Source organism: Roseovarius sp. S88, from assembly GCF_037023735.1.
GTDB lineage: Bacteria > Pseudomonadota > Alphaproteobacteria > Rhodobacterales > Rhodobacteraceae > Roseovarius > Roseovarius phycicola.
On sequence record NZ_CP146069.1, the window covers coordinates 2,559,117 to 2,582,955 of the forward strand.

Below are 23,839 nucleotides of genomic sequence, written 5' to 3' on the forward strand. Positions count from 1 at the left end.
ACCTCAATCTATCCATACAAAGGCCCAGAGCAAACCAAGATGACGTGGACCGAACATGTTGATGGGTATTGCGAACGCATTGATCCGAGCTTTTGGGCAGAACCCGTAAACGCCGCAACCAATGCCGCCTTTGTCATCGCAGCTCTTGTGATGGCGTATCGGCTCCGCACAACGCATTCTCCGTTGGCCTGGACCCTCACAGGCGTATTGGGCCTCATCGGAATTGGCAGCTTCCTCTTTCACACCTTTGCGCAACCCTGGGCTGGCGCTTTGGATGTTGTTCCAATTGTTGCGTTCATACTGATCTACATTTTTACGGCCAGCCGCGATTTTCTGGGCTTGTCCACTTTGTGGTCCCTCGGAATCATGATGGCGTTTTTGCCCCTGTCCGCCTCGCTGATACCAGCTTTTCAATCGTTGCCGCTCTATGGGCAATCAGCAGGCTATCTGCTCGTCCCAATATTCATCGCAATCTACGCCATCCTGTTGCACGCAAACCCGCCTTTGTCTCGTGGATTGGCCATCGGAGCGTGTCTTTTGGTGCTCTCGCTCACCTTCCGAAGTCTGGATATGCCGCTTTGCGAGACCCTGCCGCTTGGCACGCATTTCCTCTGGCACATCCTTAACGCTATCCTGTTGGCCTGGATGATCGAAATCTATCGTCGTCACAGGCTTGCGCCGCCAGCGGCACAAGGCTAAACGCAAGGCGAAAACCGCAACGGAGAGACGCATGTCCATTGACACCGCGACCGCCGCCAAAGTGGCCAAACTTGCCCGTATCCGGGTGGAAGAAGACGACCTGCCTGCGCTGGCGCAGGAATTCAACACGATCCTTGGGTTCATCGAGCAACTCAATGAGGTGGATGTGGAGGGCGTCGAGCCGATGGTGTCGGTCACGCCCATGCGCCTCAAACGCCGCAAGGACGAAGTTACGGATGGCAATCAACAGGACAAGGTTCTGTCGAACGCGCCCGACGCGCGAGAAGGCTTTTTTGCCGTGCCGAAGGTGGTGGAATAATGTCTGATCTCAACACGCTGACCATCGCCGAAGCCCGCGACAAACTGCGCGCCAAGGATGTCACCTCGCTTGAGCTGACCGAAGCATGCCTCAACGCCATTGAAGGTGCTGATGCCTTGGGCGCGTTCGTGCATAACACGCCTGATCTGGCCCGCGAGCAGGCCAAGGCAGCCGACGCGCGCCTGGCTAAAGGTGATGCGCCAAACATGTGCGGTATCCCGCTGGGAATTAAGGATTTGTTCTGCACCAAGGGCGTGCCATCACAGGCCGCATCGGGGATCCTCAACGGGTTCAAGCCGGAGTATGAATCCACCGTCAGCCAGAACCTGTTTGACGCAGGCTCGGTCATGCTGGGCAAGCTCAACATGGACGAATTTGCCATGGGGTCCTCCAATGAGACCTCCGTATACGGCAATGCGGTCAATCCCTGGCGGCGCGGCAACGAAGAGACAGCCCTCACGCCGGGTGGCTCGTCGGGCGGTTCCGCCAGCGCCGTAGCTGCAGACCTGTGTCTGGGTGCCACCGGCACCGATACCGGCGGCTCGATCCGTCAACCTGCAGCCTTTGTCGGCATCACCGGCATCAAGCCCACCTATGGGCGCTGTTCCCGCTGGGGCATTGTGGCGTTTGCCTCGTCCCTTGATCAGGCCGGACCAATGACCAAAACCGTGCGCGATGCGGCGATCATGCTGGAAACCATGTGCAGCCACGACCCCAAGGACAGCACCTCGACCGACCTGCCCGTGCCCGATTTTGAGGCGATGCTGACCGGCGACATCAAAGGAAAAACCATCGGTATTCCAAAAGAATACCGGATGGACGGGATGCCGGACGAGATCGAAACACTCTGGGCGCAGGGCAAGGACATGCTGGCCGATGCAGGCGCCAAGATTGTCGATATCAGCCTGCCGCACACGAAATACGCACTGCCCGCCTACTACGTGATTGCGCCAGCTGAAGCCTCGTCAAACCTCGCGCGCTATGATGGCGTGCGCTATGGCCATAGGGCGCAGATGGCGCAGGGCGATGGCATCACCGAAATGTATGAAAAGACCCGCGCCGAAGGGTTTGGGGCCGAGGTCAAACGCCGTGTGATGATTGGCACTTATGTGCTGTCAGCTGGCTTTTATGACGCCTACTACAACCGTGCTCGCCGGGTTCGCGCCCTCATCAAGCGCGACTTTGAAGAGGTGTTTGATCAGGGCGTTGACGCTATCCTGACACCCGCCACGCCCTCGGCGGCATTCGAGTTGGGCCGCGAAACTTCCGATCCGGTGGAGATGTATCTCAACGATGTCTTCACCGTGACAGTAAACCTTGCAGGCCTGCCCGGCATCGCGGTTCCCACCGGCCTTGACAAGCAAGGCCTGCCTCTGGGACTGCAGCTGATTGGGCGTCCTTGGGAGGAAGGCGATTTGCTCAATACCGCCTACGCGCTGGAAAATGCGGCAGGATTTGTAGCCAAGCCCACGAAATGGTGGTAAATTCCGCCAAAACAAAACGGCAGGACCGATGCAGATGCGACTTTCACTATGCGTAACCGCGCTTGCGGCAGTGGCCGCGTGCTCCGCCCCTGTGCCAGATAGCGGCGTTCCGAACACCGGTGCTGGTGTGGGATTTGGCAATTACGATCAATATCTTGAACAACAACGTGCACGTGATGCGGCCCTGGCAGGAAATGCCGTTCCTTCCGCTGGAGCGATATCAGACGAAACCCCGGGATCTGGCACAGCGTATGCGGCGGGCAGTCAGCCCTCAACGGGCAGTACCGGTGAAGAACTGGCAGCTGAAACGCGTGCACGACTGGCTGAAACAGCCGCTAATTCCGGCGAAGCCATCGTGCATGCCAGCCCCTCGAACCCAGCACCGCAAACCGTCGCGGGTGATGCCGGCATTTCAGCGGAGAACGATTTCAACGCTGTGGGTAATGTGCGCTCTATTGACGACGATGCCGAGTTGATCGCTCAGAATCGCGCGCAATACAAAGTAGTCCAACCTACCGCCCTGCCCCAACGCAGCGGCAGCGCCGGGCCAAACATCGTGGAATATGCGCTGTCGACCAAACACTCGGTGGGCACGCAGATCCATAGCCGGGTGGGCATCAACAAGACGGCCCGCTTCGAGCGCAACTGCGCCAAATACGCTTCGCCTGACCTTGCACAGAGTGATTTCCTGGAAAATGGTGGCCCGTCACGGGACAAGCTTGGACTTGACCCCGACGGGGATGGCTACGCCTGCGCATGGGACCCACGCCCCTTCCGCGCGGCGGTGGGTGGCTGACAACGTTGGCGCAAGAGCCGATCTGGCATCCGTCTCCAAATTTCGGCCCGCGGCGCGACGGGTCGGTGCCTGATATTGTGGTTTTGCATCACACGGCAATGGAGAGCTGCGATGCTGCGCGAGACCGGCTTTGTGATCCTCAGGCTGAAGTTTCGGCGCATTACCTGATTTCCGAAACCGGAACCTGCTGGCAGCTGGTTGAAGAAGACATGCGCGCCTGGCATGCCGGGGCCGGGCGATGGGGGGATGTGACGGATGTCAATTCCCGGTCCATTGGGATAGAATTGGCCAATACTGGCGGCCATCCGTTTCCAGAACCGCAAATGACGACGCTCGAGCACCTGTTGGGCGATGTCATGCACCGGCATAGAATCGCGCCGGAACGGATGATTGCACATTCGGACATGGCCCCGGATCGCAAATACGATCCCGGTCCGCGATTTGATTGGTACCGGTTGGCCGCGAATGGCTTGAGTATTTGGCCGCAAGATCATGATAACGAAGAAGAATTCACCTATTCTGCATATCAGTTCGGCTATTCCTCTGAGGCGACAGACAATGGTATTCTACAAGCCTTCCGAAGCCGGTTTCGCCCGTGGAAGGATGGCCCTCTTGATGCCAGGGATTGCGCCTTGATGGCCGATCTTGCCCAGCGTTTTCCATTTGACGGCCCGCCCGCCGCCGCCTAAAGCTTTGGATCGCGCGGAGGGCCGGACGGCCGCGTGAGGGTGACCTTGCGAGGAAAGTCCGGACTCCACAAGGCAACGGTGCCGGGTAACGCCCGGCCGGGGCAACCCGAGGGAAAGCGCCACAGAGAACAGACCGGCCCGGACTTCCGGGCCAAGGGTGAAACGGTGGGGTAAGAGCCCACCGCGGGACGGGCAACCGGACCGGCATGGCAAGCCCCACCGGGAGCAATGCCAAATAGGGACCGCATATGGGCCGCCTTGGCCCCGTGGTCCGGGTTGGCAGCTAGAGCCTGCGGGCAATCGCAGGCGCAGATGAATGGCCGTCTCACCCCTCTTGGGGTCAGACAGAATCCGGCTTACAGGCCCTCCGCGCTTACTCACGGCTTTGAACGCTTGACGCATCGATGCATGCCTCACACAGTCGACGCATGGACAATCTTCAGAACACAATTGCGATCCTTGGCGACCTGATCGCCTTTCCCACGATTTCGCCCGATAGCAATCTCGACATGATTGCCTATCTGGCAGAACGGTTGGACAGCGTTGGTGCGTGCGTGGGCATTTACCATGACGAGACGGGCAAGAAGGCCAATCTTTTTGCCACACTGGGGCCTGATATGCCCGGCGGTGTTGTGCTCTCTGGTCATACCGACGTGGTGCCTGTGTCCGATCAAAGCTGGACCAGCGATCCGTTCGTGATGGACGAACGTGAAGGGCGGCTCTACGGGCGCGGCAGTTGCGACATGAAAGGTTTTATCGCCGCAACGATTGCCCTTGCCCCTCTCTTTGCCGAGCGCGTCGGAGCGCGCCCTATTCATTTCGCCTTCACTCATGACGAGGAGTCGGGCTGTTTCGGTGCTCAAGCCCTGGCTGAGCAGTTGCGTGCCAAGGGCGTACGCCCGGGTGTGGCCCTGATCGGGGAGCCCACGTCCATGCGCGTGATCGAGGGGCATAAAGGCTGTTACGAATACTCCACGCATTTCACCGGGCTGGCCGGGCATGGATCAGCGCCCGACATGGGCGTGAATTCCGTCGAATATGCCGCGCGCTATGTCACGCGGCTCTTGCATCTCAAAGACGCACTGCGCGCCCGTGCCCCCAAAGACAGCCGGTTCGACCCACCCTGGACCACGATCAATGTCGGCGCGCTGCATGGGGGCGTCGCCCACAATGTGATCCCCTCACGCACCTCTGTGGATTGGGAGATGCGCCCGGTGCAAACATCAGATGCGGATTACGTAAAATCCGATCTTGAACGCTATTGCGAAGACGAGCTTCTGCCAGACATGCGCGCCATATCGGACGAGGCCGGGATCGTCACCGAGATCATCGCCGAAGTTGAAGGGCTGGAACCCGCGTCAGAGAATGAAGCGCGCGATATCTTTATGGAACTGACAGGGGCAAATGGGGCTGATCTGGTTGCGTTTGGCACGGAGGCGGGGATTTTTCAGACCCTTGGTTTGACCGCGGTGGTGTGCGGGCCGGGGTCTATCGAACAGGCGCACAAAGCGGATGAGAACGTCTCGATAGACCAACTCTCCCAATGTGTCAGCATGCTGGAGCGGCTCACCGCCCGCATCGCCTGAGCCCTCAAACCAGCCCCATATCCCGTGCCAGCATGGCAGCGTGGGTGCGGTTCTTGGCCGAAAGCTTGCGCGACAGAGTCTTGACGTGAAGCTTTACCGTGACTTCCTGAATATCCAGATCGCGCGCGATTTCCTTGTTGAGCTTGCCCGCCACAAGACCCTGCAAAACATCGCGTTCGCGCGGTGTAAGCTGTACGGCCCCGGCAGGCGCGTTTTCGGTCAGATACGCATCAGGAGAAAACACCTCGCCCGACAACATCAAACGCATGGCGGCCACCATGGCTTCCGGCTTTAGGCTTTTCGGCAAAAACCCGGACGCCCCGGCATCCAGGGCGCGTTGGGCGGCTTCTGATGTTGTCTTCGTCGACAATATGGCCACGGAACACCCGTATTGCGACCGCATCTGCGACAGGCCATCAAGCGCCTTGCTGTCCGTTCCCAGACAGCCGAGCAGCACAAGGTCAAAAGGGCCGTCTTTGGCATAGAGATCGCTGGCGGCTTCAACGTTCTTCGTTTGCAGAACTTCAAAGCCGCTTTGCCTGCGCAAATAATCTGTCAGGGCTTCGCGTACCAAATCATGGCCGCCAGCGAATAGTATCTTCGACACTTCTATTTCCGTGTTCATGCCGCGTAATAGCAGCGGCCGAGTGTTAATTAACAAGATCAAGACTACAGGCACTTATCCCAGCCACACAATGAAGCTGTGTCGTGGATTAATCTCATCTTCGAGACAAACCGGGCAAGTGCTTTCGAATTTACCACGAATGGAAACAACGGCCCTAGTTTACTTGTTTTCGGCGGATAGCGGTAGGGGCTTCTGACTTGAATGTGGGTTGTTTCCCGCACGTTTTTGTCTGTGAAGAGAGCGCTTCTTACAAATTTCGCAGATGATTCTCTCTGGCACTTGCGATCTGCCCGGCTCTCGATTGACCGCTAAACAAAGATCCGATGCAGCTTTACTTTCGATAAAATCAAAGGCTTTATTCGAACTACTCAAATATATTTCGAAGATTGTCGCATGAAACCATCACAGCTCAGCCTCAGATGGCTTGAGGTTTTTCTGATGACCGCGCAAAGCGGCTCGGTACAGACTGCCGCGCAACAGGCCGGTCTGTCCGTTAGCACCGTCTCGCATCATCTGAAGTCGCTGGAAACCAAACTCGGCACAGCGCTTTTTGATCACAGCCGCCGTCCCTTGCGCGTCACAGCCGCAGGTGCGTTATTTCAGCGGGATGTGGACGCCGCCCTGAAGCTCATTCGCAAAGCTGAAGCTGAGGCTCAGGCCGGATCGGTCGGCGAAACGCGATCCCTGGCGCTGGCCCTGATCGAGGATTTTGACGGCGACATCGCCCCGGAACTGGCACGTCACCTGACCACCGCCATGCCGAAATGCCGGTTTCGCCATCTCACCCGGCCCAGCCACGAAATTCTGGAGATGCTGCGCGCGCAGGAGATTGACGTCGGCCTCGCGGCACGCCCGCAGTCCGTGCCGGACGCCTTGAGCGAACACGCCATCCTGCGTGACCCCTACGTTCTGGCTTTGCCTGCTGGCGTCAAACTGGCCGAGAACCGGCTTATAGCTGGACAAACCGACCTGCCGTTTCTGCGCTATTCCTCAAATCAGCTCATGGCCCGGCAGATCGAACAGCAATTGCGCCGCCTCAACCGGGATCTGTCAGATCAGTACGAATTCGAGAGCACTCAAACCCTGATGCGTCTTGTGGCAGAAGGCGCGGGTTGGGCCATCACCACGCCGATGAATTACCTGCGTGCGCAGCGGTTTCATCGTCAGGTTCGGCTGGCCCCGTTCCCCGATAAGGGATTTGCGCGCACGTTATCGATCTATGCCACCGAACTCGCCGATCCTGTGGTGGTGCAAACGGTTACCGAGACCCTGCGGCGGCTAATTGAGACCCGCGCGGTGCAGCCCGTGATCGACGCGGAACCCTGGTTGCGGGATGCCTTTCGATTGCTGCCAGTCAATCGCTCAGAATCTTGAACCGCGCGCGGATGGCGGCGTCTTGTTCGGGCGTCAGGTAGTTTGGCTGATGCGTCTGCAAAACCTCCCGCGCCTTGGCACGCGCCACGCTCCAGGCATCGGGCGCGCCCTTTTCTTGCCAACTGCGCGGCATGTCCCGGTCGGCCAGCTCTGGGTAAACATAGTCGCGCTCCATCGCCTCAAACGTCTGCGCCCCGCCCAGGAAATGCCCCTCGCCCAGCACCGCATCGCAAATCGCGTCAAAGCCCAGATTGGCCTCGGACACTTCCACACCGCGCAGCGCGCGATAGGTGGCGGCGTGCATCTCATTGTCGAGGATAAACGCCTCGAAACTGACCCCTAAAAGCGAGGCGGTCATGCCCGAGCTTTCATAGATCAGATTGCCCCCTGCCAGCGCCGCCGCAAGCGAGGTCAGCCCTTTCTCAGCACCATATTGCGCATCGATTGCCTTGGCGTCCGACATCGAACAGGCGACACCGCTGGGCAGTCCGAGCCAATTGCTCAGCTGCGCCGAAGCCGCGTTGAGCACGGCAATCTCTCCCCCGCCCCCGGCAAAGGCCCCGGTACGTAAGTCGATCACCAACGGCCAGTTGGAAAAGACCATCGGATGGCCCGGTTTGATCACATGCACCATCGCAAGGCTGGCCAGCGTTTCTGCCAATGACTGCGCCAGAAACCCTGCAAGCGTGGCCGGTGCCGTAGCCCCAGCCTGAGCGGCCGTGATGAGCGACACGGGGATGTTGTGCGCCAGACACTCAAACGTCACATCTACAGCGTCCTCTCCATAGCGCATCGGGCTGATAACCGGGCTGATATGTGCCTTGAGCCATGGACGTTCTGCGAAAGCACCGTCTCCGCCCGACGCGATATCAAACATCTCGACAATCGGCGCGACGTGCTCAGGCAGTGTGAATGCCGTCGCAACGGGCTTGGTAGTGTTCCTGATCAGCGCATATGCGGTGTTCACATCCAGATCGTAAGGGTCTTCGACATCCGTGGCGATACAACAGCGGGTGAACCAGCTTACGTTGGTCAGTGTGTCCTGTAACCGGGTGAAATCATGCAAGTCGCTCAACGTTGAGGGACGATAAAGCCCGGTCTCAAGGTCAAGCGTCTGTACCGCAGCCCCGCCTGTGCCAAAATGCACCGCCTGTCCGCCCACGGTAATGCTGCGCGCCGGGTCCCGGCCCTGAAAGGTGAACGTCTTGGCGGCACTGGAAATCGCCGACTTGATCAGATCTGGCGGCAGGGAAATACGGTCTCCGGACAATTCATGCGCGCCATTTGCAAGAAAGAGCGCCGCAAGCCGGTCCGGCACCTCCCCTATCCCCAGCTCCTCTAACAGGCGCAGCGCAGTGTCAAAAATCTGCTGCAGATCGGTGTCCATGAGTGGCTTGTATTGGCCGCCAACTTGTCCAGGTGGCGCTGGGTTGATCGCAGGTGGCGCCGCTGCCTTGGCCAGCCGTTCGCGGCGTCCGGACCGACGCGACGGTTTTCTGGCCTCATTTGGCATAAGCGACCTCCTCAATGCACTGCTTCATGGAGCGGCATTCGGCACAAACCGGCAAGTGAATTCGAAGTCAGATCAATAAGTCGTAAATCTAATTCGAATTTTTCGAATACATTGCCCGCATGATTGACGAAAAGACGATTTCCCGGCCTTAACCACATGAACAGCTTGGAGTGGAGCCATGAAAACTCAGACCCGGTGCGTGGTGATCGGCGGTGGTATCGCCGGATGCTCGACCTTGTATCACCTGACACAGGAAGGTTGGACCGATGTCGTTCTGGTGGAGCGTAACGAGCTGACATCCGGGACGACATGGCACTCTGCCGCGCAGGTCACGAACTTTGGCATGAACCAGACGATGGTCGGACTGAAAACACATTCCATAAATCTTTACAAAGAGTTGGCGGACGATCCTGAATATCCGATCAACTATCACCACGGCGATGGCGGCATCCGCATGGCCAATACCGAGGCGCATATGGAGGGCTACCGTCACTTCGCCTCGATGGCGCGCGGGATGGATGTGCATTTCGAAGTGATCGATGCCGAGGAATGCGCCCGGCGGCATCCGCTTATTTCCACCGACAACCTGATTGGCGGGCTGTGGGACCCGCTGGACGGCGATATCGACCCCGCGCAGCTTTGTCAGGCGCTGGCGCGGCGTGCGCGCAAGGCAGGCGCTGAGGTCTATCGCAACACGCCTGTGACCGCCCTCACCCAGCATGCCGATGACAGCTGGACTGTGCACACCGAACAGGGCGACATCCGTTGCGAGGTGGTGGTCAACGCCTGCGGCTACCGCGTGAACGAGGTGGGCGCGATGATGGGCGTGCATCACCCGGTCATGTCGATGGAGCATCAGTATTTCCTGACTGAGCCGATCCAGGCAATCATGGATGCGGGACACCGTATGCCTCTGATCCGCTGCCCCATTAGCGATTATTACTGCCGGCAGGAAAAGAACGGGCTGCTCGTTGGGTTTTACGAACAAGACTGCAAAACCTGGGGCATGGACGGGATTGATCCCAATTTCGTCAATGCGCTATGCCCGGATGACCTAGACCGCGTGATGGACGTGCTTGAAGGCGCGTTTGCCCGCATGCCTGCGTTGCGCGACACCGGCATTCACACTGTGGTCAACGGCCCGATCACCTATACGATTGATGGCGCACCACTGGTTGGGCCCATCCCAGGTAAGAGAAATGCGTTTTGTATCATTGGCTTGCGCGCCGGTCTTGGAGAAGGCGGCGGACATGGTTGGTTGCACGCACAACAGATTGTGCATGGTGAGGCGTGCTATGACACCTGGCCTTTGGACCCGCGACGCTTCACAGGGCATGGCAATGTGGAACTCACCGCACTGAAGGCCATTGAAGACTACCAGAACGAATTCCGCTTCCATTTCCCGCATGAACACCGCCCAGCAGGTCGCCCAATCAAGACCACGCCCCTGACTCCGGTTCTGGCAGCAGAAGGGGCTGAGTTTGGCGTGGTAAACGGTTGGGAACGCGTGGATTTCTTCAAACCATCCCCTGATTTCAAGGAAACCCATTCCTTCCGCTTCAATGAAACCTTCGATGTGGTCGCGGCAGAGGTGAAGGCCATTCAGACCGGCGTGGGATTAACCGAAGTAAACGGCTTTAACCGCTTCGAGCTGACCGGATCAGATGTCCATAGCTTCCTCGACCGTATGGTCTGTGGTCCCGTGACGCGCAAATCTGGTCGTGCGGGTCTGGCCTATCTGCTCAACCACCACGGCATGGTGAAGGGGGAATGCACCATCGCCAACCTGCCCGCCTCCGATCGGGGACCTGACAGGGTTTGGTATGGCTCTGCGGCGGCGTCTGAGGCACATGACATGGATTGGCTCTGTGCCCATCTACGCCCTGATGAGGATGTGCAGATCCGGTCTTTGACCAATGACCAGACCATCCTTGTGCTGGCTGGGCCCAAGGCGCGTGATGTGCTGTCATCGGCAAGTCGTGGAGATTGGTCAGCAACGGCATTCCCCTGGCTTTCCGTGCGCGAATGTTTCATCGGAATCGCACCTGCTACGGTATTTTCTCTCAGCTTTTCCGGTGAGTTAGCCTATGAAATTCATGTTCCCAACAACCAACTTTACGCCGCCTATCTGGCTTTGCGCCAAGCCGGGGAGCTGCATGATCTGACCCTCTTCGGCTCTCGGGCCGTCGAGTCGATGCGGCTTGAGAAAGGGTTCCTGCATTGGAAATCCGACATCCTGACAGAGTTCGACCCCTTCGAGACTGGCCTGGATCGGTTCGTACGCATGAACAAACCGGATTTTATTGGTAAGGCAGCACTTGAAAACCGACGCAAGCAGGGTCCGCAAAAGAAACTGGTCACGTTGGAAATCGACAGTCGAGACGCCCCCGCCCATGGCGGGGCGTCGGTGATGGATGGCGAAAAAGTGATTGGCACAGTGACCTCCGGCGACTGGGGGCACAGGGTTGGCAAAAATCTGGCCTATGCCTTTGTAGATCCAGCATATTCTGAGGCAGGCCAGGAAACACGTATCGACATCATTGGCCATCTCACCCCCGCCAAGGTGATCCCTGCTTCGCCATATGACCCGGATATGGCCCTGCCGCGCGGTTAGAAGCGTCAGCAAACTTGCCATTTTGCGGAACTTGTTTACCTTTTCGCAGCACGCCACGCTCTGGGTGCGGCCTTGGGGAAGGTCCGGATGTCGGTAGTCAAACAGCTTTTGATCCTGTGCTGTCTCGCAGGGCTCGCCTATGGCGGGTACGAGGGCTATCGCACCTACTTGCTGCCTCCTGAGGAGGCTGAAGCAGAGGACCCCCCGCGCCCGGTGACGATAGAAGTGGCCGAAGCCAAAACAAGCCGGATTTCTGAAACGGTCGAGGCCGTGGGCACCACGCGCGCACTGCGCTCGATTGAGATCGTGCCTGAGGACGAGGGTCGTGTCGTAACCCTCAACATCACGCCGGGGGCCAAGGTCAAACAAGGTGATGTGCTTGTAAAACTTGATGAAACCATTGAGCGCGCCGATCTGGCCGAAGCCAGCGCGCGTATGACTGAGCAAGAGCTTGCGTTGGCCCGGATCAAGCGGCTTTTAAGCACAAGCGCTGTGAGCCAGGCGTCGCTGGAAGAGGCCACAGCACGTCTGGCCGAGGCCGAAGCCGCGTTGGAGCGCGCCCGTCAAAGGCTGGCCAATCGCACCATTGACGCACCGTTTGACGGCATCGTTGGCCTCTCCGAGATCGACGCAGGAGCGCGCATCGAGGCCGGCGATATGATCGCGCGGCTTGATGACCTGAGCCAGGTGGAGCTTGAGTTTTCCCTGCCGGAAACGCTCTTTGGCCGGGTTAACACTGGCCTTGCCATCACAGCCACCAGCCCGGCTTTCCCGGACAAACGGTTCGAAGGCCGGATAGAGGCCGTCGACAGTCGTATCGACCCGATCGCACGCGCCTTCCGCACACGCGCGGTGATCCCCAACCCGGAAGGCCTCTTGCCGGCGGGCATGTTCATGTCCCTGACGCTGATCCTGTCCGAGCTGGAAGCGCTAACCGTGCCCGAAGAGGCCATCGTATTTCAGGCCGCCGCCACTTACGTGTTTCTAATCGAAGGCGAAGAGGCCCGCAGGGTCTCGGTCACCACAGGGCCGCGCCGCGATGGGCGTATTGCCGTCCTGTCCGGTCTTGAAGAAGGCGACATCGTAGCCATTCGCGGCCTTGCACGCCTGCGCGATGGATCAACTGTGGTGATCAAAGCCGAAGGGAACGAAGGCACCGCGGCGCAGGATGGCGACTCATGAGGCTGTCGGACATGGCCGTGCGCCGCCCGGTTCTGGCGGCGGTGGCCAGCCTATTGATCCTTGTCTTTGGCCTTGCCGCCCTACAGTCGATCCCGATCCGCGAATTGCCGGATGTGGACAATGCCGTTGTCTCTGTTGACACCACCTATGTGGGTGCCGCGCCCGAGGTGATCGACTCTGACATAACTGAAACGCTGGAAGGGGCGCTGGCGACCATCAACGGTGTCCGGTCGATCAGTTCCGGCTCGCGCCCTGGACGGTCACGCATCACCATCGAATTTGAGGCCAGCCGCGATCTGGACGCGGCCGCAGCCGACGTGCGCAACGCGGTCTCCCGCGTGAGCGGCCGCTTGCCCGAAGAGGCCGAGGAGCCGCGGGTCATCAAATCCGACGCCGATGCCGACCCGGTGATGCGTCTGGCCATCACCTCAACCCGCATGACCACCGCCGAGATCACGGACTACATCGACCGGTTCATCGCCGACCGGATTTCGACCGTCGAGGGGGTGTCAACCCTACGCATCTACGGTCAACGCCCTTTTGCCGTGCGCATCTGGATCGACCGCCGCGCGCTGGCAGCGCGCAAACTCACAGTCGCGGATATTGAGACGGCCCTCAGGCGCAACAACATCGAACTCCCCGCCGGCGAGGTGAAATCCGACAGTCGCCAGCTTTCGGTACGCCTCAACAGCCGCCTGGGCAGCATCGAGGACTTTCGCGATCTGGTCATCGACCGGGTGGCGGGCTATCCCGTGCGCCTGCGTGATGTGGCGCGGGTCGAACCGGGTGTGTCTGACGAGACCACCATTGTGCGCACCAATGGCAGTGATGCGGTCGGTATCGCCGTACTGCGCCAAAGCCGCTCCAATACGCTTGCTATTTCAAATGCCGTGCGTGCCGAGATTGACGCCATCACGCCGACTTTGCCCGAAGGCATGGAAATCATTGTCGGCTCTGATGACGCGCTTTTCGTCGGGGCCTCAATCCGCGAAGTGCTGATTGCGCTTTCCATCTCGTTGGCGCTTGTGGTGCTTGTGATCCTCGTTTTCCTGCGCTCCCTGCGCGCCACGCTGGTGCCCGCCATTGCCATCCCCGTCTCGTTGGTGGGCTGTTTCATCCTGATTTCCGCCTGGGGCTTTTCGCTCAACACGCTCACACTTTTGGCGCTCTTATTGGCCATCGGCTTGGTGGTAGACGACGCCATTGTCGTGCTGGAAAACATCCAACGCCGCATTGAGTTGGGGGAAACCCCGCTTGTCGCAAGCTATCGTGGCGCGCGACAGGTGACTTTTGCGGTCATTGCCACCTCGCTCACGCTTATGGCTGTGTTCGTGCCGCTCTCGTTCATGCCCGGACAGGTCGGTCGTCTGTTCATCGAGTTTGGCTGGGTCATGGCGGGAACCGTGGCCATTTCAACCTTTGTCGCGCTGACCGCCTGCCCGGCGCTGGCCTCCAAGGTTCTACGTGCGCGCCGCGAGGGCACCGAACGCGCTCCGGATCACCGCACCTGGCCCCAGAAAGCCTATGAGGCCCTGCTCACACGCGCTGTGGCCATGCCGCTCGTGGTGATCGTGCTTGGCGGCTGTGTCACCGCGGGTGCGGCACTCTTCTATCAGGACCTTGCGCGCGAGTTGGCCCCGCGTGAGGACCGTGGCGTTGGCTTTGTGCCCCTGACTGCACCACAAGGCAGCACAGTCGCCCATTCCGACCTCGCCGCGCGACAGGTTGAGGAAATCCTGGAACCCATCCGCGAAACAGGCGTGATCGAAACGGTGTTCACCTTCACCGGATGGGGCAATCGCGCCTACCGGTCTTTCGTCGTCTTCCGGCTTGCCCCATGGGAAGAGCGCGATGTTCCGGTCAGTGACGTTGTCGACCAGATCCGCGAGCGGATTGACGAGGTCACGATTGCGCGGGGCTTCCCAGTCACGCCAGCCGGGCTTGGCCTGCGCGGCAATTCCACTCCTGTGCGCGTGGTGATCAGCGGCCCAGATTTTGAGAGCGTCAAGGACTGGTCTCAGGACCTGTTGGAGCGCGCGAAAGAGATCGACGGGCTGGTCGATCCCGACATCAACTTTGAACAGAACCTGCCACAGCTGGATGTCCGCATCGACCGCCAGCGCACCGACGACCTCGGCATATCCGTGGAAACCATCGCCAACACGCTGCAGACCATGCTGGCTTCGCGCGAGGTCACCGGTTTTGTCAGTCAAAGCCGGGAATACCCGGTGATCCTGCAGGCCGAAGGTACCCAGCGCCGCACACCATCGGACATCGCGAATATCTTTGTGCGGGCGGGCGACGGAGAGACGCTGGTGCCTCTGGGCGCTCTGGTGGCACTGGAGGAAAACGCTGCGGCCCCGTCCCTGCGCCGGTTTGACCGCCTACCCTCGATCCAGCTCTCCGGCTCGCTGGCCCCCGGTGCCAGTCTCGGCAATGTGCTCAGCGCCGTGGAAGACGCCGCCGCTGAGATCCTGCCGCCGGAAGCCAAGCTTGGCTATTCTGGGCAATCGCGGACATTCAAAGACACCTCGGCAGGCATCAGCCTTGTGCTGGCGCTGGCTATGCTGATCGTCTTTCTGGTGCTGGCCGCACAATTCGAGAGTTTCGTGCATCCGGTGACAATCATGCTCACGGTGCCCGCCGGTATCGCAGGGGCAATCTATGCCATGGCCATCGGGGGGCTGACGCTCAATGTCTATAGCCAGATCGGGATCATCCTGTTGGTGGGCCTTGTGGCCAAGAACGGCATCCTGATCGTAGAATTTGCCAACCAACTGCGCAGCGAAGGATTTGAGCGGCGCGAGGCTGTGATCCGTGCCTCTGTCCTGCGCCTGCGGCCCATTGTGATGACGGTGATCTCAACCGCATTGGGGGCCATGCCGCTGGTCTTAGCCACGGGCGCTGGCGCCGAAAGCCGTCAGGCGATTGGTACGGTGATTGTCGCAGGACTCTTGCTGGCCAGTCTACTGATGCTGGTCGTCACACCGGTGCTGTACGACCTTCTGGCGCGCTTCACCAAACCCCAGGGCGCGCTGGAGCGTCGTCTGGAAGCAGAGCTGAGCGAGAAGCCCGCCGCACTTTAGCCTTGAGGCGCAGATTCCTCACCTTCAGCAAATACAGCAATCAAACATCCGGTTTCCGTGCGCGACGAATGCTCAGTCCCCGGCGCCAGCCAGACCACATCCCCCTGCCGATACACGGTCCCGTCATTGTCGATCAATTCACCTTCGAGCATCAGAAACTCTTCCGCCCCGCCATGCTGATGCGGGGTCGAACTTGATCCGGGATCCATTTTGTAAATGTAAAACCCCACATCCCGCGGCAGTTCCGTGTTGAGCTTGAGCATCGATGTGCCCGGTTCGATCTCATCATCAAATGCCTCAAACGCGGATGCATCCCGGATATTCGCCACCCGCCGCTGATGCGCTTCAATTGGTTTCATCGCCAAGTCTCCCAGCTTTCTTTTTGCCCAAAATATCCCCGCCGGAGGCTCCGACGCAAACCAATTCGCGGGGCGCTTGGAAAATAGAATTTTGGGAATTCTGGCGGAGAGACAGGGATTCGAACCCTGGAGACGGTTTCCCGCCTACACACTTTCCAGGCGTGCGCCTTCGACCACTCGGCCACCTCTCCGGCGCGACCTCTTTAGCGCCCGTGCGGTGCGCAATTCAAGCGGATTTTCCAAAGCGGCGGTCTATACTTTGCGGAATGTCAGGTAATGCGGCACACGCCCTTCGCGCAGAGCCTTTTGCTCATAGCGTGTGGAAATCCAATCATCCCATGGCTGCCGCCAGTCTTCGGGACCTTCACACAGCCACTCAAATCTATGTTTTGGCACCATTTCCAGCGTTTGACGCACATAATCCGGAATATCCGTGGCCACGCGGAAAATAGCGCCCTGCTGCATCACTTGCGCCAAGGGTTCCAGATGCTCTGATGTTACAAACCGCCGCCGGTGATGGCGCTTTTTGGGCCATGGGTCAGGATAAAGCAGAAAGGCCCGCGCGACACTCTGCGCTGGCAACACGTCAAACATGTCCCGCGCGTCACCGGGATGGATGCGGATATTGCTCTGACCACTTTCACGAATCTTACCCAAAAGCATCGCCACACCGTTGATGTAGGGCTCACAGCCTATAAACCCCGCATCCGGGTTAAGGGCAGCCTGATGCACCATATGCTCACCGCCGCCAAAACCGATTTCCAGCCAAAGAGGTTTGTCTCCAAAAAGGTGGTTCAAATCGAGCGGCGTTCGGTCCGGATTGACGTCCCAATCCACGGCGCCCGGCGAGAGTGCGGCCAGATCTTCATCCAGATAGGTCTTCTGGCTGTCCCGAAGATGCTTACCCTTGAACCGGCCATAGAAATTTCGCCAGGGCGCGCCGGAAGGATGGGAACCGGTGTTTTTTGGATTGGACATTGCGTCAAATGTCTCGTCTGAAGAAACAAGGGCCGCCTACGGATTGAGACGGCCCAAGTGCATTTATTGACAAAGCTTACACAGCCTTCTTCAAGCTCTCAACTAGGTCGGTCTTTTCCCAGCTAAAGCCACCATCGGCCTCCGGTTCACGACCAAAATGGCCATAAGCTGCTGTGCGTTCATAGATCGGGCGGTTGAGACCCAGATGCTCACGGATGCCGCGTGGCGTCAGATCCATCACCTCTGCGACCGCCTTTTCGATTTCAGCTGGGGCAACTTCCCCTGTGCCATAGGTTTCGGCGTAAATCGACAAAGGTTTCGCCACGCCAATCGCATATGAGAGCTGAATCGTGCACCGTTCGGCCATGCCGGCAGCAACGACGTTCTTTGCCAGATACCGTGCTGCATAGGCCGCTGAGCGATCCACCTTGGTCGGGTCCTTGCCGGAAAACGCGCCACCGCCATGCGCGGCCGCACCGCCATAGGTGTCAACGATGATCTTGCGCCCGGTCAGGCCCGCATCCCCGTCAGGGCCGCCAATTACAAATGTGCCTGTGGGGTTCACCCACCATTCGGTCTTGTCGCTGATCCACTCCGCAGGAAGCACTTCGCGGATATAAGGCTCAACAATAGCGCGAATGTCATCGCTGGTCTGATCTTCGCTTTCATGCTGGGTCGACAGAACAATGGACGTCACCTCAACCGGCACGCCATCCTCATACCGCAGCGAAATCTGACTTTTGGCATCGGGGCGCAGTGTAGGCTCCTTGCCGGATTTGCGCACTTCGGCCAGACGACGCAGGATTGCGTGACTGTACTGAATCGGTGCGGGCATCAACGCTTCGGTCTCGGTTGTGGCATAGCCAAACATGATGCCCTGGTCGCCTGCCCCGTCCTTGTCCACACCTTGGGCGATATGGGCAGACTGCTCATGCAAGAAATTGAGCACATGGCAGGTGTTCCAATGGAAATGCTCTTGCTCATAGCCGATGTCGCGAATGCAATCGCGCGCGATCTGGCCAATGCGGCCCATGTAGTTTTTCAACCGTTCCTGATCGGACAGGCCGACTTCGCCACCCACAACCACCATACCACTTGTGGCAAAGGTCTCACATGCAACACGTGCCGTGGGTTCTTCGGCTAAAAAGGCGTCCAATACTGCGTCGGAGATCCGGTCGCAGACCTTATCTGGGTGTCCCTCTGACACGGACTCAGAGGTGAACACGTAGTTCTTTCGGGACATAGATTGCTCCATTCAAAAAATCCGCCACGCCAGGAAGCCGTTGTGACGGTCAAACGCCTGCATATGCAGCGCAGGATTGTTGGTCAACGCCTAAAACGAATTGCTACGGCGGGCGTGCGTTGCGGTCCCCATCGCGCAGAGCAACAAGGCAAGCGCAACAAAAGGCAGATCACCCAATCTGGAATAAGGTGTCGCTGCCAAAGCAGGCGGCAAAGGCGCGTCTATCCAACCCGCTTCGCCCAATGGAATTTCCGCCAGAATATGCCCCGCCCCGTCAATGACAGCCGACACGCCCGTATTCGCCGCGCGCACCATGGGCAGGCCCTGCTCTACACTGCGCAACCGCGCCTGCGCCAGATGCTGATACGGACCAGACACTTTTCCAAACCAGGCATCATTGGTGATCATCAAGAGCACATTGGGACGTTCCGGAGCCGAGAGGATATTGCGCGCAAAGACACCCTCGTAGCAGATCAAAGGCAGCGCCTTTCCAATCGACCCCATCTCAAGCACCTGCGCGCCGGGGCCTGATGAAAAACCAGCGCCGGTTTCCGCCGCCAGCCCCTTGATTCCAAATTTTGCGAGCAATCCGCCCAAAGGCATGAATTCCCCAAAAGGAACAAGGTGATGCTTGTCATACAGCCCCGCGAGTTTGCCGGCACCGTCCATAAAGATCAGCGAATTGAAAATCCGATCGCCTTCGAGCCGCCGCAACCCCAAAACCACCTCACTGCCCTGTGCTGCGATCGCAATCGCGGCCAGCGTCTCATCCGCATGGTTGAGCAATACTGGAAGCGCAGTTTCAGGCCAGATCACCATGTCGGGCCGCCCGTTCTCACCGGGCTCAGCTGTGAAGGCCACTTGCCGGTCATAGAAACCCTGCATTTTGTCAGGGTCCCATTTTTCGTGTTGTGGTGCGTTGGGCTGTATCAGCCGCACGATGGGTGCATCGGCCATCTGGTCAGAGATGGTTGGTGGAGGAGTCAGCGCGGCGCCTGAACCAAATAGGCATGCCAAGACCAGAACAGCAGAGCCTCCGATCAAGCGTCGCCCTGCGAATACGTACCAAAGCGCAGACGCCCCGACCAAAACCAACAGGATGAGGCCCAGCGCCCCGGACCAGGAGGCCCAATAAAGCCAGGGCGTATAGATCAGGACATGCCCCACCTGCGCCCACGGAAAGCCGGTCATCAACCAGCCGCGCAGCGCCTCAAACGCAGTAAATGCGCCGATCCACGCCAATGCACTGCCCCCCAAAGCGCGCGCTACGCCAAAGGAAAGCGCCCAGAAGATCGCAAACCCGAAGCTAACGCCGAGGATTGCAAATGGTGCCAGCCAACCGTGGCGTACAGCATCAACGAAGAAAGGTTCGACAATCCAACTGAGTGAGAGTGCAAAATACCCTGCCCCGGCCCAAAACCCGATAGTGGCCGCGCGCCGCCAATCCGGAGCGTGTGTGTAAAGACCATAGACAACAGAAAGGGCAAGAAAAGTAACCGGCCATAGATTCCAGGGCGCCTGCCCCAAAGCCGCCAACGCACCCAGCACACCAAGACCGGCGAACCGATAAAGCCGCCGCGCTTCGCTGAAACGCTGAAGGCGCGCGACCATGTCTGTCATGCTCTAGCCCTCGGCCCCTTCTGGCAGGCGCACGCGCAGCCGCTGAATACGGCGCGGGTCTGCCTCGGCCACCTGAATTTCGATGCCATTGGGATGCTCTACGAGCTCGCCGCGCACCGGCACCCGGCCCAAAAGCATGAACACCAGCCCACCAAGCGTGTCGATCTCTTCCTCATCGACCTTTTCCACTTCGGTCAGCGACATGCCAATCTCAGCCTCAAACTCATCCAGCGGTGTTTTGGCCAGTGCCATATAGCAGCCTGGTTTTTCCTGGGTCCAATACTGCCCCTCGATCACGTCATGCTCATCGGCAATTTCACCCACGACCTGTTCAATCAAGTCCTCAATGGTCACGAGGCCATCCACACCACCATATTCGTCAATCACGAGCGCCATATGCCGCCGCTCGGCCTGCATCTTTTGCAACAGAACGCCAATGGACATCGAAGGCGGCACAAACAAAAGCGGCCGCAACATTTTCTTCATAGAAAACCGCCCGCCGCCGTTGAAGCCGTGCTTGAGGGCAAAATCCTTAAGATGCACAAACCCAATGGGCGTATCCAGCGTGCCCTCATAGACCGGCAACCGCGTGAGACCGCTGTCGCGAAAGGTCTGGACCAGTTCATCTTTGTTTGAGGTCGCCGAGACAGATACTATGTCTGCCTTAGGAATGGCCACATCCTCAACCGACAAGCGCCGCAGGTTGCCAAGACCAAGACCTGTGGTCGCCATGACCTGATCCGATTGCTCGGGATCCGCCTCTGTTTCGTCATTTGGGGACAGCGCGCCAAAGAGCCTGCTGAAAAAACCGCTCTGGTGATCGTCGCTGTCGTGATCTACCGATTGCGCGCCCTGCGCTGCGGTAGAGGATCCTTCGTTACTGTCGCCCATTGTCACTTTCTCGAAAAAGGGTTTGCCCCTCACACGCTCAATATGGGTCAGGTAGACCCAGTTTGCCAAGTATTTCGACCTCAAGTCCTTCCATCAGGGTGGCATCCAGGTCACGCTCGTGGTCATAGCCCAGCAAATGCAAAATTCCGTGAACAATAAGATGCGTCACATGATCGGCCATCGGCTTGCCCGCCGCCTCTGCTTCGCGCAGGCAGGTGTCATAGGCAATGGCGATGTCGCCCAGCTCTGTGTCTTGGGCAGAATCCGGCGCAGGCGGCGTTGCCCCATCGACCGCCGCGCCACGTTCTGCACTGGGCCAGCTCAGGACGTTCGTGGGTTGGGGTTTGTCGCGGAAATCCTCATTGAGCGCTGCAATACGCGTGTCATCACAGGCCAAAAGCGATATTTCAAAGCCTTGCAGGTCAAGGTCAAGATGGGTGAGCGTTGCCAGCGCAGCACGCTGGGCCATTTCCGCCAGATCAACGGCAGACCAGCGGTCATCTTCCAAAACGACATCCACTGGCATTGCCCTACACGTCAACCGAAGCGCAGTTGGAAAATTGCAATTTTCCAGACCATTTTCTTGCAAGAAAATGCGCCCTTGCGTCACGCGTCCGCATCGTAAGCCTCGATAATGGCCGCCACCAGCGGATGGCGCACCACGTCCTTGGCGGTGAAGTAGTTGAACGCGATCTTGGGAATGTCCTTCAAGAGGCGCTCCGCATCATGCAACCCACTGGTTACCCCGCGCGGCAGGTCTACCTGAGACCGGTCCCCGGTAATCACCATGCGGCTGCCTTCGCCCAGACGCGTCAGGAACATCTTCATCTGCATCGACGTGGCGTTCTGCGCCTCATCCAGTACCACAAAAGCGTTGGACAAAGTCCGCCCCCGCATAAAGGCCAGTGGAGCAATCTCGATGCGTTTTTCCTCAATGAGTTTCGCCACTTGTTTGCCCGGCAAAAAATCGTTCAGCGCGTCATAAAGCGGCTGCATATAGGGATCGACCTTGTCCTTCATATCTCCAGGCAGATAGCCCAGTTTCTCCCCCGCCTCTACGGCAGGACGGCTGAGGATGATGCGATCCACATGGCCTTCGATGAACATGCTGACACCTACCGCGACAGCGAGATAGGTCTTGCCCGTCCCCGCAGGACCAATCCCAAACGCCAGCTCATTGGTAAATAGCGCGTTCACATAGGCTTTCTGGGCATCGGTACGAGGCTCCACCGGCTTCTTGCGGGTCTTGATCTCAACCCGCCCGCCTTTGAACATCTCAAGCTGATCACCATTCTCGGGCGCGGCCTCGGAATTGCCCATGCGAAGCTCGCGGTCCACATCGCCCGGCTCAACACTGCGCCCCTCTTCCAGCCGCTGGTAGAGTGACATCAGAACGTCCCGCGCCGCGTCGGCACTGTCGGTATCCCCGATGATGGCAAGCTGGTTGCCCCGGCGCAATATCTGTACGCCCAGCGATTTCTCGATATCAGCCAGGTTACGGTCATATTCACCGCACAGGTCGATCAACAGGAAATTGTCAGGAAACTCGATGACGGTTTCATCAATGGCGTTCGGATCGTTAGACGGCATCAGCACATGTGTGGCCAATCAGAGCTCCCTTGTGAGCGGATTCGGGGTGATGGTGCCAAGTTGCACGACCATGTGCAAGCCCGGCTGGTTTCGGCTCAAGTGATTGCTCCGAAATACGCCAAATGCATGACCGTTCGCTGAACTCAGACCGAATCCGCCACAGACGAACCAGATTTGAATGGACCAACCGCCGTATTGGGCTCTCCGGCTCCGGAACAGACAGGTTTTCCATCGTGATCCAACCGTTGTGAGAGATACCCCTCAACCCCGTCGTCAATGATCCAATGGTCACAGCCATTCGGGTCAATCCAGATGCCCGCCTTAAGTTCACTGAGATGTTTACTGTCAAAACCGCGGTCGACGGTCTTATCCGCCTTCGTGCCCAGTTCACCGCATGCACCCAGCGCGCCGATCAAAGGCAGTGCCGCTATAAATTTTAAAAATGTCATGCCCTGCCCCTTTACCGCACACATGTGATTTCAACGCGGCGGTTCTTGGCCTGACCTGCCGCTGTGGCATTTGTCGCTGTGGGGTTGCGCTCTCCATAACCCCGAACATCGGTGATTTTCGCCCCAACGCCCGACGCCACACGCGCCACAGCATTGGCCCGGCGCAAAGACAGGTCCAGATTATACTCATCAGACGCCCGGCTATCGGTGTGCCCTGTGATGATGAAAGACTTGGCATCTGCCGTGCGGAAGAACTTGGCCAGCCTGATCTGACCTGCGTTGCTGATGCGCGCACTGTTGGTGGCAAACATCTGATCGGTGCTGACCACACCGCACACGATGCCCCTGTGACAGACCGGCTTGCCTTGGCGATTGACATGCGGGGTCATGAACCCTTCGGTCCCGTCATCCATCACCCAGTGCTCACAGCCATCTGGATCGACCCAGATTGTGGGCACATAACGTTCGCCTTTTTGCGTGGATTGCGCCAGAGTCGCGTTTGGCATCGCCCCCGCGACCAAAACCGCCGCACCCAAGCCAAAGAAAACGGCTCGCATTGCATGGCGCGTCCTTATGGTCTGTGTCGTCATTCTGTCCCCCAGAAAAGCACGTTTGGCAGTACGTAGCCTTTTAGTTTGGACGCAAGATTAACAAACTTGCCTCACAAGGAAAGAAAAAACACCATATCTTGTAGTCATTACCGCTGAGGTCGCAGAATAAAGCGATGTGTAAGCGTCACACC

The 23,839-nt window shown here is 58.6% G+C and carries 21 protein-coding genes, 1 tRNA gene, 1 other RNA gene and 1 riboswitch; of the genes, 11 read left to right on the plus strand and 12 right to left on the minus strand.

Annotation, left to right across the window (positions count from 1 at the left end; genetic code table 11):
* Positions 1–39 precede the first annotated feature (39 nt).
* The 7 genes from RZ517_RS13035 to argE all read left to right on the plus strand — a co-directional run bounded on the left by RZ517_RS13035 (position 40) and on the right by argE (position 5,573).
* Positions 40–699 (plus strand): ceramidase domain-containing protein, encoded by a 660-nt coding sequence (locus RZ517_RS13035; RefSeq protein WP_338548632.1) that lies wholly within the window; start codon positions 40–42, stop codon positions 697–699.
* 31 nt (positions 700–730) lie between these two features.
* A complete protein-coding gene (gene gatC, locus RZ517_RS13040) occupies positions 731–1,018 on the plus strand; it encodes an Asp-tRNA(Asn)/Glu-tRNA(Gln) amidotransferase subunit GatC (protein WP_338548633.1) in 288 nt (95 codons plus the stop codon).
* Complete coding sequence (gatA, locus tag RZ517_RS13045) at positions 1,018–2,502, plus strand: Asp-tRNA(Asn)/Glu-tRNA(Gln) amidotransferase subunit GatA (protein ID WP_338548634.1); 1,485 nt, start codon at positions 1,018–1,020, stop codon at positions 2,500–2,502. Before gatC ends, gatA begins: the two co-directional genes overlap by 1 nt.
* Positions 2,503–2,536: 34 nt before the next feature.
* The gene (locus RZ517_RS13050) at positions 2,537–3,298 is read left to right on the plus strand and encodes a hypothetical protein (protein ID WP_338548635.1); all 762 of its coding nucleotides are present in this window, start codon (positions 2,537–2,539) and stop codon (positions 3,296–3,298) included.
* Positions 3,259–3,987: an N-acetylmuramoyl-L-alanine amidase gene (locus RZ517_RS13055; protein WP_338548636.1), complete on the plus strand. Its 729-nt coding sequence runs from the start codon at positions 3,259–3,261 to the stop codon at positions 3,985–3,987. Before RZ517_RS13050 ends, RZ517_RS13055 begins: the two co-directional genes overlap by 40 nt.
* 13 nt (positions 3,988–4,000) lie before the next feature.
* Positions 4,001–4,362: RNase P RNA component class A (gene rnpB, locus RZ517_RS13060), an RNA gene on the plus strand.
* 53 nt (positions 4,363–4,415) lie between these two features.
* Positions 4,416–5,573, plus strand: a complete 1,158-nt coding sequence (gene argE / locus RZ517_RS13065) for an acetylornithine deacetylase (RefSeq protein ID WP_338548637.1) — start codon at positions 4,416–4,418, stop codon at positions 5,571–5,573.
* 4 nt (positions 5,574–5,577) lie between these two features.
* Here argE and RZ517_RS13070 read toward each other — a convergent pair whose 3' ends face one another.
* The gene (locus tag RZ517_RS13070; RefSeq protein WP_338548638.1) at positions 5,578–6,180 is read right to left on the minus strand and encodes a response regulator transcription factor; all 603 of its coding nucleotides are present in this window, start codon (positions 6,178–6,180) and stop codon (positions 5,578–5,580) included.
* 411 nt (positions 6,181–6,591) lie between these two features.
* Here RZ517_RS13070 and RZ517_RS13075 point away from each other — a divergent pair, with 411 nt between their 5' ends.
* Entirely contained in the window at positions 6,592–7,572 is a 981-nt protein-coding gene (locus RZ517_RS13075) for a LysR family transcriptional regulator (protein WP_338548639.1), read from the plus strand.
* Here the strand turns inward: RZ517_RS13075 and RZ517_RS13080 are convergent.
* Positions 7,553–9,085 carry a trimethylamine methyltransferase family protein gene (locus tag RZ517_RS13080; protein ID WP_338548640.1) on the minus strand — a complete coding sequence of 511 codons (1,533 nt, stop codon included), beginning with the start codon at positions 9,083–9,085 and terminating at the stop codon, positions 7,553–7,555. The two genes, RZ517_RS13075 and RZ517_RS13080, sit on opposite strands and share 20 nt — an antisense overlap.
* A gap of 178 nt (positions 9,086–9,263) precedes the next feature.
* Here RZ517_RS13080 and RZ517_RS13085 point away from each other — a divergent pair, with 178 nt between their 5' ends.
* From RZ517_RS13085 to RZ517_RS13095, 3 genes are all read left to right on the plus strand, one after another.
* Positions 9,264–11,699, plus strand: a complete 2,436-nt coding sequence (locus RZ517_RS13085) for a GcvT family protein (protein WP_338548641.1) — start codon at positions 9,264–9,266, stop codon at positions 11,697–11,699.
* Positions 11,700–11,786: 87 nt separating this feature from the next.
* Positions 11,787–12,881, plus strand: coding sequence for an efflux RND transporter periplasmic adaptor subunit (locus RZ517_RS13090; RefSeq protein WP_338548642.1), 1,095 nt, complete (start codon positions 11,787–11,789; stop codon positions 12,879–12,881).
* Entirely contained in the window at positions 12,878–15,967 is a 3,090-nt protein-coding gene (locus RZ517_RS13095; protein WP_338548643.1) for an efflux RND transporter permease subunit, read from the plus strand. Before RZ517_RS13090 ends, RZ517_RS13095 begins: the two co-directional genes overlap by 4 nt.
* On the opposite strand, the gene RZ517_RS13100 is transcribed toward RZ517_RS13095, so the two are convergent.
* From RZ517_RS13100 to RZ517_RS13145, 10 genes are all read right to left on the minus strand, one after another.
* Positions 15,964–16,326, minus strand: a complete 363-nt coding sequence (locus tag RZ517_RS13100) for a cupin domain-containing protein (RefSeq protein ID WP_338548644.1) — start codon at positions 16,324–16,326, stop codon at positions 15,964–15,966. The genes RZ517_RS13095 and RZ517_RS13100 overlap by 4 nt on opposite strands.
* A 101-nt stretch (positions 16,327–16,427) precedes the next feature.
* A tRNA-Ser gene (locus tag RZ517_RS13105) sits at positions 16,428–16,517 on the minus strand.
* Positions 16,518–16,578: 61 nt separating this feature from the next.
* Positions 16,579–17,304, minus strand: coding sequence for a tRNA (guanosine(46)-N7)-methyltransferase TrmB (gene trmB / locus RZ517_RS13110; RefSeq protein WP_338548645.1), 726 nt, complete (start codon positions 17,302–17,304; stop codon positions 16,579–16,581).
* A 76-nt stretch (positions 17,305–17,380) separates the two neighbouring features.
* Entirely contained in the window at positions 17,381–18,547 is a 1,167-nt protein-coding gene (gene metK / locus RZ517_RS13115; protein WP_338548646.1) for a methionine adenosyltransferase, read from the minus strand.
* Between the two features lie 4 nt (positions 18,548–18,551).
* Positions 18,552–18,599, minus strand: a riboswitch (SAM-SAH riboswitch).
* A gap of 38 nt (positions 18,600–18,637) precedes the next feature.
* On the minus strand, positions 18,638–20,167 hold the full coding sequence (lnt, locus tag RZ517_RS13120; protein WP_338548647.1) for an apolipoprotein N-acyltransferase: 1,530 nt from the start codon (positions 20,165–20,167) through the stop codon (positions 18,638–18,640).
* A gap of 3 nt (positions 20,168–20,170) precedes the next feature.
* Positions 20,171–21,058 (minus strand): hemolysin family protein, encoded by an 888-nt coding sequence (locus tag RZ517_RS13125; protein WP_338551156.1) that lies wholly within the window; start codon positions 21,056–21,058, stop codon positions 20,171–20,173.
* 37 nt (positions 21,059–21,095) lie between these two features.
* On the minus strand, positions 21,096–21,584 hold the full coding sequence (gene ybeY / locus RZ517_RS13130; RefSeq protein WP_338548648.1) for an rRNA maturation RNase YbeY: 489 nt from the start codon (positions 21,582–21,584) through the stop codon (positions 21,096–21,098).
* A gap of 80 nt (positions 21,585–21,664) precedes the next feature.
* Positions 21,665–22,648, minus strand: a complete 984-nt coding sequence (locus tag RZ517_RS13135; protein ID WP_338551157.1) for a PhoH family protein — start codon at positions 22,646–22,648, stop codon at positions 21,665–21,667.
* Between the two features lie 143 nt (positions 22,649–22,791).
* The gene (locus tag RZ517_RS13140; protein WP_338548649.1) at positions 22,792–23,097 is read right to left on the minus strand and encodes a hypothetical protein; all 306 of its coding nucleotides are present in this window, start codon (positions 23,095–23,097) and stop codon (positions 22,792–22,794) included.
* A gap of 11 nt (positions 23,098–23,108) precedes the next feature.
* Positions 23,109–23,654, minus strand: coding sequence for an OmpA family protein (locus tag RZ517_RS13145; RefSeq protein ID WP_422395541.1), 546 nt, complete (start codon positions 23,652–23,654; stop codon positions 23,109–23,111).
* Between the last annotated feature and the right edge of the window lie 185 nt (positions 23,655–23,839).